General features: G+C 52.7%; 16 protein-coding genes. 10 read left to right on the top strand and 6 right to left on the bottom strand.

Features of this window, described 5'->3' with window-relative positions:
• Nucleotides 1–77 precede the first annotated feature (77 nt).
• Both asnC and rluA read right to left on the bottom strand, forming a co-directional pair.
• Nucleotides 78–539, bottom strand: a complete 462-nt coding sequence (asnC, locus tag RC73_RS13100; protein WP_039035065.1) for a transcriptional regulator AsnC — start codon at nucleotides 537–539, stop codon at nucleotides 78–80.
• A 108-nt stretch (nucleotides 540–647) separates the two neighbouring features.
• Nucleotides 648–1,325 carry a bifunctional tRNA pseudouridine(32) synthase/23S rRNA pseudouridine(746) synthase RluA gene (gene rluA, locus RC73_RS13095; RefSeq protein WP_039035058.1) on the bottom strand — a complete coding sequence of 226 codons (678 nt, stop codon included), beginning with the start codon at nucleotides 1,323–1,325 and terminating at the stop codon, nucleotides 648–650.
• Between the two features lie 208 nt (nucleotides 1,326–1,533).
• Here rluA and RC73_RS13090 point away from each other — a divergent pair, with 208 nt between their 5' ends.
• Nucleotides 1,534–3,642: a winged helix-turn-helix domain-containing protein gene (locus RC73_RS13090; RefSeq protein ID WP_039035057.1), complete on the top strand. Its 2,109-nt coding sequence runs from the start codon at nucleotides 1,534–1,536 to the stop codon at nucleotides 3,640–3,642.
• 184 nt (nucleotides 3,643–3,826) lie between these two features.
• On the top strand, nucleotides 3,827–4,018 hold the full coding sequence (locus RC73_RS13085; protein WP_039035056.1) for a hypothetical protein: 192 nt from the start codon (nucleotides 3,827–3,829) through the stop codon (nucleotides 4,016–4,018).
• Between the two features lie 204 nt (nucleotides 4,019–4,222).
• Here the strand turns inward: RC73_RS13085 and RC73_RS13080 are convergent, their stop codons facing one another.
• From RC73_RS13080 to RC73_RS13070, 3 genes are read right to left on the bottom strand one after another with little or no spacing between them, the layout of a single operon-like run.
• On the bottom strand, nucleotides 4,223–4,513 hold the full coding sequence (locus RC73_RS13080; RefSeq protein WP_028779462.1) for a hypothetical protein: 291 nt from the start codon (nucleotides 4,511–4,513) through the stop codon (nucleotides 4,223–4,225).
• A 33-nt stretch (nucleotides 4,514–4,546) separates the two neighbouring features.
• On the bottom strand, nucleotides 4,547–5,065 hold the full coding sequence (locus RC73_RS13075) for a class I SAM-dependent methyltransferase (RefSeq protein WP_039035055.1): 519 nt from the start codon (nucleotides 5,063–5,065) through the stop codon (nucleotides 4,547–4,549).
• Complete coding sequence (locus tag RC73_RS13070; RefSeq protein ID WP_039035054.1) at nucleotides 5,062–5,472, bottom strand: hypothetical protein; 411 nt, start codon at nucleotides 5,470–5,472, stop codon at nucleotides 5,062–5,064. Before RC73_RS13070 ends, RC73_RS13075 begins: the two co-directional genes overlap by 4 nt.
• A 397-nt stretch (nucleotides 5,473–5,869) precedes the next feature.
• Here RC73_RS13070 and fccA point away from each other — a divergent pair, with 397 nt between their 5' ends.
• The 3 genes from fccA (at nucleotide 5,870) to RC73_RS13055 (ending at nucleotide 9,759) form a co-directional block, all read left to right on the top strand.
• Nucleotides 5,870–7,654: a fumarate reductase flavoprotein subunit FccA gene (fccA, locus tag RC73_RS13065; protein ID WP_039035053.1), complete on the top strand. Its 1,785-nt coding sequence runs from the start codon at nucleotides 5,870–5,872 to the stop codon at nucleotides 7,652–7,654.
• Nucleotides 7,655–7,852: 198 nt separating this feature from the next.
• Complete coding sequence (locus RC73_RS13060) at nucleotides 7,853–8,842, top strand: 2-hydroxyacid dehydrogenase (RefSeq protein ID WP_039035052.1); 990 nt, start codon at nucleotides 7,853–7,855, stop codon at nucleotides 8,840–8,842.
• Between the two features lie 179 nt (nucleotides 8,843–9,021).
• Entirely contained in the window at nucleotides 9,022–9,759 is a 738-nt protein-coding gene (locus tag RC73_RS13055) for a dienelactone hydrolase family protein (protein WP_039035051.1), read from the top strand.
• On the opposite strand, the gene RC73_RS13050 is transcribed toward RC73_RS13055, so the two are convergent.
• A complete protein-coding gene (locus tag RC73_RS13050) occupies nucleotides 9,756–10,301 on the bottom strand; it encodes a mechanosensitive ion channel family protein (RefSeq protein ID WP_039035050.1) in 546 nt (181 codons plus the stop codon). The genes RC73_RS13055 and RC73_RS13050 overlap by 4 nt on opposite strands.
• A 93-nt stretch (nucleotides 10,302–10,394) precedes the next feature.
• Between RC73_RS13050 and RC73_RS13045 the strand changes: the two genes are divergently transcribed.
• The 5 genes from RC73_RS13045 (at nucleotide 10,395) to RC73_RS13025 (ending at nucleotide 15,745) form a co-directional block, all read left to right on the top strand.
• On the top strand, nucleotides 10,395–11,138 hold the full coding sequence (locus RC73_RS13045; protein ID WP_039035049.1) for a spermidine synthase: 744 nt from the start codon (nucleotides 10,395–10,397) through the stop codon (nucleotides 11,136–11,138).
• An 88-nt stretch (nucleotides 11,139–11,226) separates the two neighbouring features.
• Entirely contained in the window at nucleotides 11,227–12,765 is a 1,539-nt protein-coding gene (locus RC73_RS13040; protein ID WP_039035048.1) for a leucyl aminopeptidase, read from the top strand.
• 189 nt (nucleotides 12,766–12,954) lie between these two features.
• Nucleotides 12,955–13,524, top strand: a complete 570-nt coding sequence (gene ahpC / locus RC73_RS13035) for an alkyl hydroperoxide reductase subunit C (protein WP_028779456.1) — start codon at nucleotides 12,955–12,957, stop codon at nucleotides 13,522–13,524.
• A 104-nt stretch (nucleotides 13,525–13,628) separates the two neighbouring features.
• Nucleotides 13,629–15,188, top strand: a complete 1,560-nt coding sequence (gene ahpF / locus RC73_RS13030; protein WP_039035047.1) for an alkyl hydroperoxide reductase subunit F — start codon at nucleotides 13,629–13,631, stop codon at nucleotides 15,186–15,188.
• Between the two features lie 308 nt (nucleotides 15,189–15,496).
• Nucleotides 15,497–15,745 carry a hypothetical protein gene (locus tag RC73_RS13025; protein WP_039035046.1) on the top strand — a complete coding sequence of 83 codons (249 nt, stop codon included), beginning with the start codon at nucleotides 15,497–15,499 and terminating at the stop codon, nucleotides 15,743–15,745.
• The last annotated feature ends 52 nt before the right edge of the window (nucleotides 15,746–15,797 follow it).

Here is a 15,797-nt window from a genome sequence, read left to right as displayed (position 1 = left end):
CATTAAGCCTAAGAAAAATGCCGTTCACACTAAGTGAACGGCATTAGCCAATTTGGCAGCCTTTTCTTTATCTGTTGTTAAGGTTTTACTGCCCTGACAATTGGGTTTTGCAGGCTTATCAGGGTTTCGGTGGACTGAATTTCATCTATCGACTGGATACGATTAATCAGCACGTGTTGCAGGGCATCGATGGACTGGCACATTACTTTGACAAACACACTGTAATTGCCTGTGGTGTAGTAGGCTTCGACCACTTCTTCCAGCTCATTGAGCTTTGAGATGGCGGCGGGGTAGTCACCGGCACTCTTGAGATTGATGCCGATAAAACAGCAGACGTCATAGCCCAGAGCTTTGGGGTTTACCGATATTTGGGCTCCGGTGATAATACCTGCCTGTTTCATCTTTTCTACCCTGACATGAATTGTGCCTGCGCTGACGCTGAAGCGTTTGGCCAGCTCGGCAAAAGGAGTTCGTGCATCCTGCATCAGGGCTTCCAGGATCTGATTGTCCAGTTGATCTCTTTGAAATGATGTATCCACAGCATCACGCCTAAATTGCTTATAATCAGGCATGAATTTACGTGTTTTATTGTAAAATTGCCAGTCTTAAGGCGACTTTTGGCTCAACATCTAGGGTGATGTTAGCGGTTATTGTTCGCCTTCGGGCGTGAGAAAAGGCACAGGTGCACTGAAGCTCATGGGGTCACCCGAGTAGGGATGCTGGATGCTGAGGCTGGCGGCGTGCAGCAGCAATCTGGGAGCCAATCTTTTTGCCCAGGAGTCGGCGTAGAAACCATCGCCCAGAATGGGATGGCCCAGCGCCATCATATGCACCCTGAGTTGATGTGAACGCCCTGTGATGGGGATCAGCTTGACCAGAGTTGAATAGCGTCCCTTGCTGATCACCTCATAGTGAGTCAGTGACGGCTTACCCACTTGATGGTCGACTTTCTGTCTGGGCCTGTTGGGCCAATCGCAAATGAGTGGCAGTTCTATACTGCCTTGGTTGGCCTTGATATGACCGGCGACTCTGGCGTAGTAACTCTTTTGGGTTTCCCTGTCTCGAAACTGGCGTTTCAGCTCACGCTCGGCACTGCGCCTCAGTGCCAATAAGAGTACGCCCGAGGTGGCCATGTCCAGGCGGTGAACCACTTGTGCTTGCGGATGTTCGGCCAACACTCTGGCATAGGCGCTGTCGTGATGGGCCGGATCCCGTCCGGGAACCGAGAGCAGTCCCGAAGGTTTATTGATGACTATGATGTCCTTGTCCTGGTAGAGAATATCCAGCCAAGGCTCGGTTGGTGGATTGTAGACAAAATCTGACATGTCATGGCCTCAATGAAAATGGACGGCAAAGATAACCGCGGCTGTCGGCAGATGCAAGCTCTTGGGCGTTGTTGCATCCAGGCGCGTAAGCCAACGCAGAGCATCATGGGGCTTGTCCATATCTTACCTGGGTTAATTTGAGTGCTTTACTTCTCTTTTACAACCGCGGCAATTAGTATCTTAGTGTTTGAATTGGAAATGGATTGGTATGGGAAGGCGTTCAGGTTACCTGTTGGAAGATTGGTTGGTTGACCCTCAGATGAGTACGTTGAGCCGCGAAGAGGCTCAAGTACGGCTCGAACTCAGGGTGATGCAGGTATTGCTGTGTCTTATCCATCATGCCAACACCTTGGTGACCCGAGAGATGTTGATCCAGGAGGTTTGGCACGGCGGTATTATCACGGATAACGCCATCAACCGCATTATCGGTTTGCTGCGCCAGCATCTGCAGGATAATCCCAGAGCGCCACGTTTTATCAAGACTGTGCCCAAACAGGGCTATGTACTAATAGCGAAAGTGCGTGAAACGACACTCGATGACGATTCGCCGGACGAACTTTTGCCAATAAAACCGATAGGTGCCGAGACTGAGCAAAAGATAGCTGCAGGCGGCAGCAAGTGGGGCTATTGGGGCGGCGCCTTCGGAGTGCTGGCAGCGGGTATCGCCAGTTGGCTCTATCTGGCACCGGCCCAGGAAAACCCCCAGCTTGAGTTGACCGATGTGGCCATCCGGCGTCTGACTCCACTGACTTCACTCAATGGTCAGGAGGTGGACCCCAGTCTGTCCCCCGATGGCAGTATGCTGGCGTTTTCCTATCGGGAACTGAACGCCGATAAATGGCATATTGAGCTGATGTCACTCGGCGACAGGGTCATCAAAACCATTCCTGTTGTGGGTGATTACAGTCTGCGCTACCCGGCCTGGCGCCACGATGGCAAGGCCTTGGCTTATTTGGCGTTCAGTGAAACTCAGGGCTGCCGTATCATGTTGACAGAGCTGACTGACGAAGGGATGCGCAGCCGCATAGTCAGCCAGTGTCATCAGACGACACAGTCTACCAGCATCGCCTGGAGCCCATCGAACCGCTCGCTGTTTTATGTCGATGCCGATGGGGTCGAAGGCTTCAAACGCATTTTTCTGCTCAGCCTCAGCGATGGCCGGCGTCAGCAGTTGAGTCAACCTCATGTGGTGGGGCGCGGCGACTATGCGCTGGCTTTGTCTCCCGACGGTCACAGTCTGGCGGTGCTGCGCAGTATCAACTGGTTTGATACTCAGATCTTACTCTTTGATATTGAATCCGGTGATTGGCAAAACCTGCAGCGGGTGGGGTATCCACTGCGTAGTATCGCCTGGGATAAAGGCGGCAACGCCTTGGTATACAGAGGTGAGGAGGGGCAACTTCACCGTTTGCAACTCAAACCCCGCAAGTTAACCCGGCTGACGAGTGTGTTGCAGGAAATCAATTCTCCCTCGGCCAATAGTGGTGGACGCATGGCGGCAGTTGTCGGCGAACTGTTTGAAGAGGAGATCTGGTTCTGGTCCTCGCCCTTCGATGAGGCTTCCAAGCCGCAGCGCTTTGTGGCGTCCAGTCGCCGTGATACCGCCGGTACCTTGCGCCACGATGGCAAGGAGTTGATCTTTGTTTCCAATCGCAGCGGCTTGCCACAACTATGGCGTCGGGATGAACAGGGCACCGAGAAACAGCTGAGTCGCCTGAGCACTTTTTCCCATATAGATGAACTCAGTTATTCAGCCGACGACAAGCTGGTTGCCGGTAGTCTCAACCAACAGGTGTTTGTCCTTAACCCTGAAAACGGTGAACTCAAGTTTTTCCCTCAACTGGGCAATGTCCGGAATGTCAGCTGGGGGCGCAGCAGTAATGAATTGCTGGCAGCGGTTAGTGTTGATGGTCGCTGGCAGATAAACAGCCTGCTGTTGGACAGTGGTGAGCAGCAATCCTTACTGACAGATGGCTTTTCTGCCAAATACGCCGCCGACGGTACTCTTTATTTTACCCGCCTGTACAAGAAAGGGATTTGGCGCCTGAAGCAGGGCGTCGAAGAACTCTTTTATGACCAATATACTCCTCACTTCGGCAGCAGTTGGCAACTGGCTTCCGAGGCACTCTGGTTGCTGCGGCCCAACGACAATGCTATGGGCATCCTCAAGATAGATCTCCATACAGGTAAGAGAGAGGAGCGCGACATTCCGATGGAGAAAGTTTCCCCAAGATTGCTGTCAGTGACAGATGACGGCCAGATATCGCTGGCGTTACTGGGGCCTGCCAATACCGATATAGTTGAAGTAATTAACTGATTTATAAGACATCACCTTTCCGTCACCTTTTCATTATGGTGCTTTTCTCTGCCTGAGATAGCTTTAGGGACAAGTTTGATTGCCTGACCACCAAAGCGCTTGGTTTTTACCCTGAGTACCGAGCTAAACGGTTAAAGCAATCTCGGGCGCAGCTTGCGCCCACCCCTTCCCAGCAGGAGAAAAGATGATGAAAAGTTTGAATCAGTTTGTGAAAAATGCGATTGGGTTTGCCTTGCTTTCTACTCTGTTTGCTTTACCGCTACTGCTGGCGTCGACACCCACCAAGGGCAAGGATGAAGTCAATACGCCATCTCTGTGTGAGCCGTATCCAGAGTGTGTGATTTACAAGATCCCCGATGAGTCCATCAATCTATAACCATCAATGGAGGCCATCATGTTGCAGGTAACTCTCTATTTGGTCGGTTCACTGAGCGCTTTTGTATTGGTGTACTACCTGTTTTTAAACTTGGTTCTTGCGTCCGAAGAATCAAGGTTGCTCGACCCGAAGGACAAATAACCCTCCCTTTCCAAGCTAAAGGGGCACGGTATTAACCGCGCCCCTTTTTATTCATCTGCAAGCTTAGGAGAAGCTGTGACCGCCCACATGCATAATGCAAAAGGTCCAGACCACGAAAGCCAGAATGCCGTGTACCAAAGCGTAAAAAGCCTGATCCAGGCGACGTAAGCCGGCGGCTTGCCAGATAAGGTGCAGGTGCAGCCCCAGCACCAGGGGAAACAGTAGCAACAAGGGATAAAGGGCGAATGGGCTGGCATCTCCCAGCAGAGGCCGGGTCAACAGTGACCAGAGCACCATAAAGGCGGTGATCAGCGGGGGCAGGGCAAGCCGATACTGCTCGGGATAGGGAAACATTAAAGGTCCTTGATACAGCTGAATAAAGGCGGATCAGCGGACGGCTCTGGCAATCAATTGCGCCTTGGCTTGCAGCATTCCCGTTTCTCCGCCGGGCATATGGCCTTCAAAGTAATGTAAAGTCTCGAATTTGGCAAATCTGTGTTGTAGCTCACCCTCATTCAGTAAAAAGTCCGGGTTGCTGGGACGGCCGAACTTGGCCTGTTCTCGAGTAAAGGTTTCGTAAAACAGCAGGCCTCCAGGCTTGAGTTGTTTGGCAATCCAGGGCAGCGAAGGACGATGTAAATAGTTGAACACCAATACCACGTCGAAAGGGCGCAGATCGGGCTTGTCACCCTGCTCGAGGTTCCATTCCAGGTATTGGCAGTGAGGAAACTGGCGCCAGAGCTCATCGAAGCTCTCGGGGTTGCGGTCGATGAAGGTGACCTCGGCGCCCTGTTTGGCAAACCAATGACCGTTGCGCCCTGAGCCGCAGGCCAGGTCCAGCACTCTGAGCTCAGGTGTTATCTCAGTGTGCCGGTCAAAGGCGGTGATCAGTTCTGCGGTATTCATCCTTTGATCTCCTTGCGACTGTCGATTCTGCGTCTATGAACTATAGAGTAATGCCGCAAGCCCGCAGGCCCGTGTGACACTATGACCGAAAGTAAAACCACAGTCACAAGTAACTCACTCTTGTAGGCTGCCAGGGGAATAAACAACAGGATTAGCAGCAGCTTCATCAGGGTCAACACCCCTTTTAGTTGAATAAGCCAGCGCCAATCCCGGACTATCTCCCACAGCATCAGGCAACTGCCGCTGGCCATGGTCATGATCCAATAGAGCTGCCAGCTTTCTCTGGGGACCGACAGCAAAATACCGCCACCGGCACCGACTATTCCCAAAATGTGCAGGGCTCTGAGGCTGGTCTTACAAAGGCGTTGTAGCCAAAACTGCTTTTCTGACATCTGTGTTTTTGCCATGGCGATGATATTTGTGATCCAGAGTACAAATTTTTCGTTAGCTTAGCAGTATTCACTGATTGGCGACTATGCTTGATCTTGTATTTGTCGAGTCTTCTCACATGGAAATACAGAACATCAAAACGTTAACTTCGTCAGTTATACGGTACGCTGGCCGTGATTTGTATCAATATGTGACCAGCTAATCTGCAAAAGTGCACAGAAATGCGGATAGCTGTCTGCAGCAGGAAATTTTTTGTGACTCAGTTAAATATATGACTAAAGGGGTAGTGATATCTTCTGCCGTGGGAGATATGACGTGCTACAGCCTTGGTAATTGGTATAAAAAACTAAAAAGTACTGTAGTACGAAATAGCTATATATGAGTATGTGAAATAATATGGTGGAGGAACACTTTATGTTCACGGGAGCACTTAAAAAAACAGCACTGGCTGCTCTGATTTCCGGCATGATGGCCGGTACAGCTTATGCCGGCGCAGATGTATTGGCGGATTTTCATGGTGAGATGGGCGGTTGCGATACTTGCCACGTTTCCGAGAAAGGCCCAACCGATGACAACCTGACCCATGAGAACGCTCAGTGCGTTAGCTGCCACGGTGATCTGAATGAGATCGCTGCCGGTGAAAAAGATCTGAAAATTTCTCCACACAAGTCTCACCTTATCGGTGAAATCGCTTGTACTTCTTGCCACATCGGCCATGAAAAATCAGTGGCATACTGTGACGCTTGCCATAGCTTCGGCTTCGATATGCCATTCGGCGGTAAGTGGGAGCGTAAGTTCGTTCCTATCGACGTGCAGAAAGATGCTCAAGACAAAGCCATCGCAGCTGGTCCTCGTGAAACTACTGACGTGGTTATCATAGGTTCTGGTGGTGCCGGTCTGGCCGCCGCAGTATCTGCCCGCGACAACGGTGCCAAAGTTATTCTGCTGGAAAAAGAACCTGTTGCTGGTGGTAACACCAAGCTGGCTGCCGGCGGTATGAACGCTGCTGAAACCAAGCCTCAAGCGGCTCTGGGTATTAAAGACAAGAAAGAGATCATGATTGAGGACACCATGAAAGGTGGCCGTAACATCAACGATCCTGAGCTGGTTAAAGTACTGGCCAACAACTCTTCCGACTCTATCGACTGGTTGACCGCTATGGGCGCCGACATGAATGACGTAGGTCGTATGGGTGGTGCAAGTGTAAACCGTAGTCACCGTCCAACTGGTGGTGCCGGTGTGGGTGCTCACGTAGCTCAGGTTCTTTGGGACAACGCTGTTAAGCGCGGTACCGATATCCGTCTGAACAGCCGCGTTGTTCGCGTACTGAAAGATGATTCAGGTAAAGTGACCGGCGTTCTGGTTGAAGGTAAGTACACTGGTTACTACGTGATCAAGGCTGATGCCGTGGTTATGGCTACCGGTGGTTTTGCCAGAAACAACGACCGCGTTGCCAAGTACGACCCTAAACTGAAAGGTTTTGCTGCTACCAACCATCCTGGTGCAACCGGTGACGGTCTGGACGTTGCCATGCAAGCCGGTGCCGATACCCGCGATCTGGAATGGGTACAGGCTCACCCAACTCTGTCTCCACGTGGTGGTGTGATGGTAACTGAGGCCGTACGTGGTAACGGTGCTATCCTGGTTAACCGCGAAGGTGACCGTTTCGTCAACGAAATCACTACTCGTGACAAGGCTTCTGCGGCCATCCTGCAACAGAAAGGTGCCAGCGCCTTCCTGGTGTTCGATGACTCAGTTCGCAAGAGCTTGAAGAAGATTGAAAACTATGTCCACCTGGGCATTGTTGATGAAGGTAAGACCCCTGAAGAACTGGCCAAGAAGATTGGTGTTCCAGGTGCGGAACTGGCCAAGACTATCGCCAGCTACAACGGTTTCGTGAAGTCTGGCAAAGACACTCAATTCGAGCGTCCTAACCTGCCTCGTGAACTGGGTACTGCTCCTTACTACGCCATCGAAGTTAAGCCAGCTGTACACCACAGCATGGGTGGCGTGAAGATCGATACCAAGACTGAGGTTAAAGCCAAAGACGGTCATCTGATCCAGGGTATGTATGCTGCCGGTGAAGCTACCGGTGGTGTTCACGGTGCCAACCGTCTGGGTGGTAACGCCATCTCTGATATCGTGACCTTCGGTCGTATCGCCGGTGCTGAAGCTGCCAAGTACGCTAAAGAGCACTAGGCCAAGCTAATTCTCCGATAGCACGGAGTCGGGGCGTTTGAGCCCCTATTAAAAAAAGCGGACTGTCAGGAGTCCGCTTTTTTCTTTTTATTGCGCTGCATCATGTTTCCGGTGAGATAGCTATTGCCAGGCAAAGACAAGTTTAGGTAATTCACTTACACTTTTAGCTACCATTCCAATTACCGGGTCATAAATAGCATGAAGATAGGTTTTTTTAGCGCCAAGCGTTACGACATGCAGCATTTCAACCGTACCAATGAAGCCTTCGGGGCGCAAATTGAGTACTTTGATGTGCGCCTATGTATGCAAACAGTGAAACTGGCTTACGGATTCGAAGTGATCTGCGCCTTCGTCAACGATGAACTCAATGAAGAGGTGTTGACAGAACTGGCTGTCAACGGCACCCGGATCATCGCCATGCGCTGTGCCGGCTTTAATAATGTCGACCTGGATGCGGCCAAACGTCTGGGTATGAATGTTGTCAATGTCCCGGCTTACTCTCCAGAATCTGTAGCCGAACATACGGTCGCCCTGATATTGACCCTGAACCGCAAGATCCATAAGGCGTATCAACGCACCCGGGATGCCAACTTCTCTCTCGAAGGGTTAGTGGGCTTCAACATGTTCGGTAAGACAGTGGGCGTGGTCGGCACAGGGAAAATCGGTATCGCTACCATCAAGGTCTTGCTGGGCTTTGGCTGTAAAGTACTGGCGTTTGACCCTTATCCCAACCCGCAAGTAGAGGCGCTGGGGGCTCGTTATGTCACCCTGGATGAGATGTACCAACAGAGCGATATCATCAGTCTTCATTGCCCGCTGACGGCGGAAAACCGCCATCTGCTCAACGCAGACAGCTTTGCCAAGATGAAGCCGGGCATGATGGTGATTAACACCAGTCGTGGTGGCTTGCTCAACGCCATAGATGCCATGGAAGCGCTCAAGCTCGGACAGATAGGTTCACTGGGGTTGGACGTGTATGAGAACGAGAAAGAGCTGTTTTTTGAAGATAAGTCCAATGAAGTGATCCAGGACGATGTGTTCCGGCGTTTGTCGGCTTGCCACAACGTGATCTTTACCGGTCACCAGGCGTTTTTGACCGAAGAGGCCTTGGGCGCCATCGCCCACACCACACTGTCCAATGTACAGAAACTCCTCAGCGGTGAGCGTTCGGGTAACGAGCTTTTCTAAGGAAGGTACGAATAAGTCCCATGTGTGCTCTGCGTCGGCTTACAGGCCTGGATGCACGTGGTTCGCAGCAAATGGCCCTAGTCCTTTGCAAGAATTCTCTAAAGATAAATACTGACACCCGACTCCCCGATTGCTAGATTGAAATAACCGCATCGGGGAGATGCTCATAGGGAGGTGTCATGCTGGTTACACAGAGTCTTCATCAACTGCCGACGGCAAGCGGCAGCATGCAAACCCGGGTCTATCGTCCCGATAGTGAGGGTTGTTTTCCCGCCATCATTTTTTACTCGGAAATTTTTCAGGAAACCGCGCCAATAAGCCGCATGGCTTGCATGCTGGCCGGTCACGGTTTTGTGGTATTGGTGCCGGAGATTTTTCACGAACTCAATCCGCCGGGCACTGTGCTTGGTTATGATGACAGTGGCAAGGACAAAGGCAACAGCGACAAGCTGAGCAAGCCATTGGAAGCCCACGATGATGATACTCAGGCGCTGGTGGATTTTATTCGGGCTCAGCCCTGGAGCCGCGGACGGATTGGTGCCATGGGCGTCTGTGTTGGCGGCCACCTGGCATTTCGCGCTGCCCTTAATCCCGATATCGCAGCGGCATTTTGTCTCTACGCCACAGATATTCACAGCGGCGCTATCCCGAGTGCAGCTGGGAATGACTCTCTGAGCCGCTGCCGGGATATTCGTGCCGAATTGGTGCTTATCTGGGGCAAGCAGGACCCCCATGTGCCGAGTGAAGGGCGCAGGCTCATCCAGCAAAGGTTGGAACAATGCCAGACCTTATACAGCTGGCAGGAACTCAATGCCCAGCACGCCTTTATGAGGGATGGCGATCCCCGTTATGACCCGGCGTTGGCGTTGCAGATGTATCAGCAGGCGTTAGCGTTGTTCCAGCGCAGACTCAATTAATCCTGCTTGGGTAACTGCTCCGGTGTTGTCTCTTGTGCCTGCGGCGCCGAGGCATTGCCGGGTGCCAGCTTCAGTACGGCTTTTTGCAGTATCAGGTTGTTGGGGTAGGTAACAGTATCGCCGTTGTCGCGGCGGATAAGCACGTGAAACAGCCCCACTTCCAACAATACCCCGGTAATATCCTCATCCTTGTCGACAACTTTGATCCGCTCACCGACCTTGTAGGGAAACACGAAAAAGATCAGCACCCCGGCGGTGAGGTTACTCAGTATCGACCACTGGGCCACCAAAGCCACCCCCAGCACGGCAAATGCCGAAGACACGAACAGTGAAACTTCCTGATAGCCGAGTCCCAGAGAAACGGCCATCAACGATAGAGTGACAAAGAACAACAGATAGCTGATAAAGCGGGTCACCAGGCTGGTGCGGGCGGCGCTGACCTGTTTCTTGTCCGCCAGGGTTTGCACCGCATTTTTCAGCGCCCGCTGCAGAAAGAAAAACACCCCGAGATAGAGGCAGGCAATCAGAATATTGTGAGTCATATGGCGTTTGCTTCTGTGAGAAATAAGGCGTTTGCTGGCATACTAGCGACTTTGTCACAGGGGATAAACTCCCCAACCGAGAATTATTCAAGCATGTCAGATTATCGCACCTTAGTGCAGCAACAGGATGAATGGGGCAGCGTCGCTGTCCTCGATGATGGCGACTGTCGGATCTTGGCCTTCGGCGAACACGACGAGCAGAGCAAACTGTTGAAAAAGGCTCCCCATGTACCGCAGCACACCTATGTGCAGGCCATGCTGCTGGCGCTTTTGTACCTCAAACCCAAGAGCGCCATTATTTTGGGGCTGGGCGGCGGCGCCTTGGTGCATGCGCTGAGGCATTTTGATGCCGCTATCAAGCTTACAGCGGTCGAGTTGCGCCCCCTGGTGCTGGAGTTGGCCAAGAGCCATTTTCAATTGCCACTGTCGAAAAAGTTGAACCTTATCAATCAGGATGCCAATCAGTTTCTGGCCAGTGCCGAGCACAAGAAGGTAGATATTATCTTCGCCGATCTTTACGGCTCTGAAGGCGTTGACGCCGGTCAGCTGAGCCAAACCTTTATCGAGCAGAGCCTGGCGCTGCTCAAGAGTGAGGGTTTGCTGGTGCTCAACTGCTGGAAAGAGCACAGTCAGGACAGAGGCCTGCTGGCGCGCCTGCAGCAGCATTTCCCCGATGTGCGTGCCTGTCTCACGGGGGGAGGCAACTGGGTAGTGTTTGCCTCAAGGACACCGAAAAACTTTACCAGTGCCGGGCTAAAGCAGGGCGCCGCCGGCTTGTCTGCTGTGCTGGACTGCGATCTCGGCCGCTCTCTCAGTCGCTTCGAACTCTGGCAGTAGGCTAATTTGTAAGGGATTGTTAAGGGCACTAGTCCGTAAAAGCCCTGATGTTATATTTGTCTGCCCTCATTAACGATAAGCAGTACAAATGAATAAAAACAAAAGATTAGCTGTAAAACTTCTGACCCTATCTTGCCTTATGGGCGCTGGGACGATACAGGCCGAACAGTATGAGTTTGCCACTCAAGTCGCCCCGGCCAACACCTTGGTGATGTTCCAGCATCAGGATGGCACCCTTTACTCGGCCGCAGGCTTGCAGGCAGATACCCGCAAACAACTGCAGCGCGCCATTACGGCCGCTAACTTCAAAGGCCAGGAGGGCGAGCTGCTCGAATTGCTGGCCCCCATTGGTACCCAAGCTGAGCGCCTGTTGCTGCTCGGGCTTGGGGGTGCTGAACTGACGCCGGGGAAGACAGTTTTGCTGGGGGGCAAGCTGTCAAATCATCTGGAAGCCGTCAAACAACCCAAGGTGGCGGTATGGGCCGCTGATATACCCAATAGCCAAGGGTTTATCGCCGAATTGACCCAGGGGATCTCCCTAGCAAGCTACCGCTATCGTGACTTTACAGCCAAGTCGCGCACCGAAAAACAGTACCATTTTGCGGTCGCCGAGCCCAAGATAGCCGAGACTAATCACCTCAAGTCAGCAGCGATTGCCGATGGCGTGGCGCTGGCGCGGGATCTGACCAACAAACCTGCCGCCGAACTCTATCCCGAGTCCTTTGCCGATGCGGCTAAGGAACTCAAGCGTTTTGGCGTCAAGGTTAAGGTGTTGGAGCCCAAAGACCTGGCCAAACTCAATATGGGCGCGTTGCTGGCCGTGGGCAAAGGCAGCGAGCGAGGCCCAAGGTTGGTAGTGGCACACTGGCAAGGCAGTGATGATGCTCCGGTGGCGCTGGTGGGGAAGGGGATTACCTTTGACTCAGGCGGCTATAACATCAAGGCGACCGGCACCTCGATTGCGCGGATGAAGTCAGATATGGCCGGCGCCGCCACAGTGTTGGGAACGGTCAAGGCCATGGCCGCCGCCAAGGCGCCGGTTAACCTGGTGGGTATCATGCCGCTGGCGGAAAACATGGTCTCGGGCCGTGCGATGATCCCCGGGGATGTGATCAAGACTGCCCAGGGGCTGACGGTTGAAGTCCTCAATACCGACGCCGAAGGACGTCTGGTGCTGGCCGATGGTCTTTGGTATGCCCGCGAGCAATACCAACCACAAGTGATAGTGGACGTGGCGACCCTCACAGGCTCCAAGGTGCGTGCCCTAGGGGTGGAATATGCCGGCCTGTTCAGTGACTCGGAACCTTTGGTGCAGCAACTGACCTATGCGGGGCAGCAGGTGGGGGAAAAACTGTGGCGCCTGCCGCTGGATCCGGCCTACGGCGAAGAGTTGCAATCCAGCATAGCGGACTTGACCAACACAGGCCGTGAAGGTAGCGCCGGGGCTTCTTCGGCGGCGATGTTTCTCAAGCGTTTTGCCGGTGAGCAACCCTGGGCTCATCTGGACATTGCCGGTAATGCCCTGGTCAGGAGCGACACTCAGTTGGCTCCGGCCGGAGCTACCGGTTATGGTGTACGCCTGCTGAGCCATTGGTTGGAACAGCATAAGTTCAGTGATAACCAATAGATCAATAACTTGCTCGGGAGCGAAGGGTAATCGCTTTTTTCGCTCCCGATACAAGTTCCTCTGAAAAACCGATTAAGGCAACAGCTTTTATCCGTTATCTTATTTTAAACCCTTTGGTTAATATGACTTCCATCGAGGGGCAACAATGAAGTTGACCCGGACAATTCAAACTGAAAATGGGAGCATACAATGACTCAGTCAATCATCAACTCTGTAATCAAACCCTTTAAAGCTACCGCCTTCCACAAAGGTGAATTCGTTGAGCTGACCGAACAGGATCTGCTGGGCAAGTGGTCTGTAGTTTTCTTCTATCCAGCCGACTTTACCTTCGTTTGCCCAACTGAACTGGGTGATATGGCTGACCACTACGAAAAACTGCAAGCCATGGGCGTTGAAGTTTACTCTGTGTCTACCGACAAGCACTTTACTCACAAGGCATGGCACGATACTTCCGACACCATCAACAAGATCCAATTCCCAATGATAGGTGACCCAACCGGTGAAATCAGCCGTAACTTCGGTGTGCTGGTTGAGGAAGACGGTGTCGCCCTGCGCGGTACTTTCGTCAGCAACCCTGAAGGTGAAATCAAAGTCGCTGAAATCCATGACCTGGGTATCGGACGTAGTGCCAGCGAACTGGTTCGTAAGATCCAAGCTGCTCAATATGTTGCTACTCACGACGGCGAAGTTTGCCCAGCCAAGTGGCAGCCAGGCGACGAAACTCTGGCTCCTTCTCTGGACCTGGTTGGCAAAATCTAAACTGCCAGTCTGACCCAGAAGGCTCCGAACCTCCCCCTGCAAGGGTTCGGAGCCTCTTTCCCCGCACTATTTCTGTTTTCCTTTAGTCTGATTCTGGAGTCATCATGTTGGATGCGAATCTGAAAAATCAACTGCAAACCTATCTGCAGAACCTCAAGCAACCAGTTGAACTTGTCGTATCTGCAGATGAAAGCCCAAAGTCCAAAGAGCTGTTGGCTCTGGCACAGGATATTGCCTCGCTGTCTTCCCTGGTCAGTGTGACCGAGCAGTCATTGTCCCGTACCCCGGCGATGCAAGTTACCTCAATCAAGGGCTCTGACATACGTTTTGCCGGTTTGCCCATGGGGCACGAATTTACCTCACTTGTGCTGGCTCTGTTGCACACAGGTGGGCATCCCATCAAGCTGGAGGCCGAGCTGATCGAGCAGATCCGCAGCCTGCCAGGGGAATATCATTTTGAAACTTTTGTCTCTCTGAGCTGTCAGAACTGCCCGGATGTGGTGCAGGCGCTCAATATGATGGCGGCGATCAACCCGCGGATCAGCAATACCATGATAGATGGTGCTCTGTTCCAGGATGAGGTTGAGCAGCGCAATATCATGGCCGTGCCTTCGGTTTATCTGAACGGCGAGCCTTTCTCTGCCGGCCGCATCAGCCTGAAAGAGATACTCAATAAACTGGATACCAATGCCTCTGCCCGCCAGGCCGAGAGCCTTAACCAGCGTAAGCCCTACGAAGTGCTGGTGGTTGGCGCCGGGCCTGCCGGGGCATCAGCCGCCATCTACGCCGCCCGTAAGGGACTGCGCACTGGGCTGTTGGCCGACAAGTTCGGTGGCCAGGTCAGCGAAACCGTGGGCATTGAAAACTTTATTTCGGTCAAGGCGACTGAAGGCCCCAAGTTGGTGGCAAATCTGGAAGAGCATGTTCGCGACTATGAAGTGGATGTGATGGATAACCAGAAGGCGGTTCGTCTTGGCAGCAATGGCCTCTATGAAGTGGAACTGGAAAATGGTGCCCTACTCAAGAGCCGCACTGTCTTGTTGGCCACAGGAGCTCGCTGGCGGGAAATGAATGTCCCCGGTGAGCAGGAATATCGTGGCCGCGGTGTGGCTTATTGCCCTCACTGTGATGGCCCGCTGTTCAAGGGTAAACGGGTTGCGGTGATTGGCGGCGGTAACTCGGGTATCGAGGCGGCTATCGATCTGGCCAACATAGTTGAGCATGTGACTGTACTCGAGTTTGACAGTAAATTGCGCGCCGATGATGTGCTGCAGCGCAAGGCCAAATCTATGGGTAACATCACTATTATCACCCAGGCGCAAACGACTGAAGTCCTTGGTGATGGCAGTCGGGTTATCGGCCTTAACTACACAGACAGAGCCAGTGGCGAGCAGCATAATATTGCGCTGGCAGGTATCTTTGTGCAGATAGGTCTGGTGCCCAACACTGAATGGTTGCGTGGTACTGTGGAGTTGACCCCGCGCGGTGAAATCATTGTCGATGAATGCGGTCAGACTTCATTGCCAGGGGTGTTTGCCGCCGGTGACGTGACTAACTCGGCCTACAAGCAGATCATCATCGCTATGGGTAGCGGTGCGACCGCCTCTCTGGGAGCCTTTGACTACCTGATCCGCCATTCAGAGGATGAATCGGCAGCGGCTTGATGGGTTAACCACTCAACAGCCTTTAGCAACACAGAAGCCGGCCAAGTGCCGGCTTCTTTTTGTTCTAAGGAAGGGGGCGAACAAGTCCCATGTGTGCTCTGTGTCGGCTTACAGGCCTGGATGCAAGGCGTGGTTAGCAGCAAATGGCCCTAGTCCTTTGCAAGAAGCACTTCCCTAAGGTAAACCTTTGGTTCAGCTGAGCGTCAGTCTCTGTGGGTTAATTTAAACCGTTTAGGGTCAATGCCGGTTGGTGGAAAATGACCTTGCCACTCGATTGCCTTGGCATTCCGGGTTTGGAGTAAATAACAATGTCTGCATCTTATTTGGTAAAGAGCGCCTTGTTGCCTTTGCTGTTGGGTTTGGAGAGTCTCGGCGGCTGCGCCGATATTCTCTGCTCTGCCCGTTCTGACGAAGCGGTTGCCGATGGTTGGCAGGAGCACAATCAGTGTGTGCGTCAGGCGGAAGACAACTTACGTCGTCATCAGCAGGAACAGCAAAGGCAGCAGGATACCGCGACGCGCCAGGCGCTGAAAGAGGCATTGGCGCAGCATAAGTGAGTCTTAGGTTCACCCATGTATCCACAATAAAAAACCGGCTTTGCCGGTTTTT

Source organism: Shewanella sp. ECSMB14102, from assembly GCF_000813075.1.
GTDB lineage: Bacteria > Pseudomonadota > Gammaproteobacteria > Enterobacterales > Shewanellaceae > Shewanella > Shewanella indica.
The sequence above is the reverse complement of the archived record's forward strand: the minus strand, read 5'-3'. Positions and strand labels throughout refer to the sequence as shown.

Coding starts and splice junctions, on each gene's coding strand:
- rluA (WP_039035058.1), bottom strand. CDS start 1,325: ATGTCAGATTTTGTCTACAATCCACCAACCGAGCCTTGGCTGGATATT.
- RC73_RS13090 (WP_039035057.1), top strand. CDS start 1,534: ATGGGAAGGCGTTCAGGTTACCTGTTGGAAGATTGGTTGGTTGACCCT.
- RC73_RS13085 (WP_039035056.1), top strand. CDS start 3,827: ATGATGAAAAGTTTGAATCAGTTTGTGAAAAATGCGATTGGGTTTGCC.
- RC73_RS13080 (WP_028779462.1), bottom strand. CDS start 4,513: ATGTTTCCCTATCCCGAGCAGTATCGGCTTGCCCTGCCCCCGCTGATC.
- RC73_RS13075 (WP_039035055.1), bottom strand. CDS start 5,065: ATGAATACCGCAGAACTGATCACCGCCTTTGACCGGCACACTGAGATA.
- RC73_RS13070 (WP_039035054.1), bottom strand. CDS start 5,472: ATGGCAAAAACACAGATGTCAGAAAAGCAGTTTTGGCTACAACGCCTT.
- fccA (WP_039035053.1), top strand. CDS start 5,870: ATGTTCACGGGAGCACTTAAAAAAACAGCACTGGCTGCTCTGATTTCC.
- RC73_RS13060 (WP_039035052.1), top strand. CDS start 7,853: ATGAAGATAGGTTTTTTTAGCGCCAAGCGTTACGACATGCAGCATTTC.
- RC73_RS13055 (WP_039035051.1), top strand. CDS start 9,022: ATGCTGGTTACACAGAGTCTTCATCAACTGCCGACGGCAAGCGGCAGC.
- RC73_RS13050 (WP_039035050.1), bottom strand. CDS start 10,301: ATGACTCACAATATTCTGATTGCCTGCCTCTATCTCGGGGTGTTTTTC.
- RC73_RS13045 (WP_039035049.1), top strand. CDS start 10,395: ATGTCAGATTATCGCACCTTAGTGCAGCAACAGGATGAATGGGGCAGC.
- RC73_RS13040 (WP_039035048.1), top strand. CDS start 11,227: ATGAATAAAAACAAAAGATTAGCTGTAAAACTTCTGACCCTATCTTGC.
- ahpC (WP_028779456.1), top strand. CDS start 12,955: ATGACTCAGTCAATCATCAACTCTGTAATCAAACCCTTTAAAGCTACC.
- ahpF (WP_039035047.1), top strand. CDS start 13,629: ATGTTGGATGCGAATCTGAAAAATCAACTGCAAACCTATCTGCAGAAC.
- RC73_RS13025 (WP_039035046.1), top strand. CDS start 15,497: ATGTCTGCATCTTATTTGGTAAAGAGCGCCTTGTTGCCTTTGCTGTTG.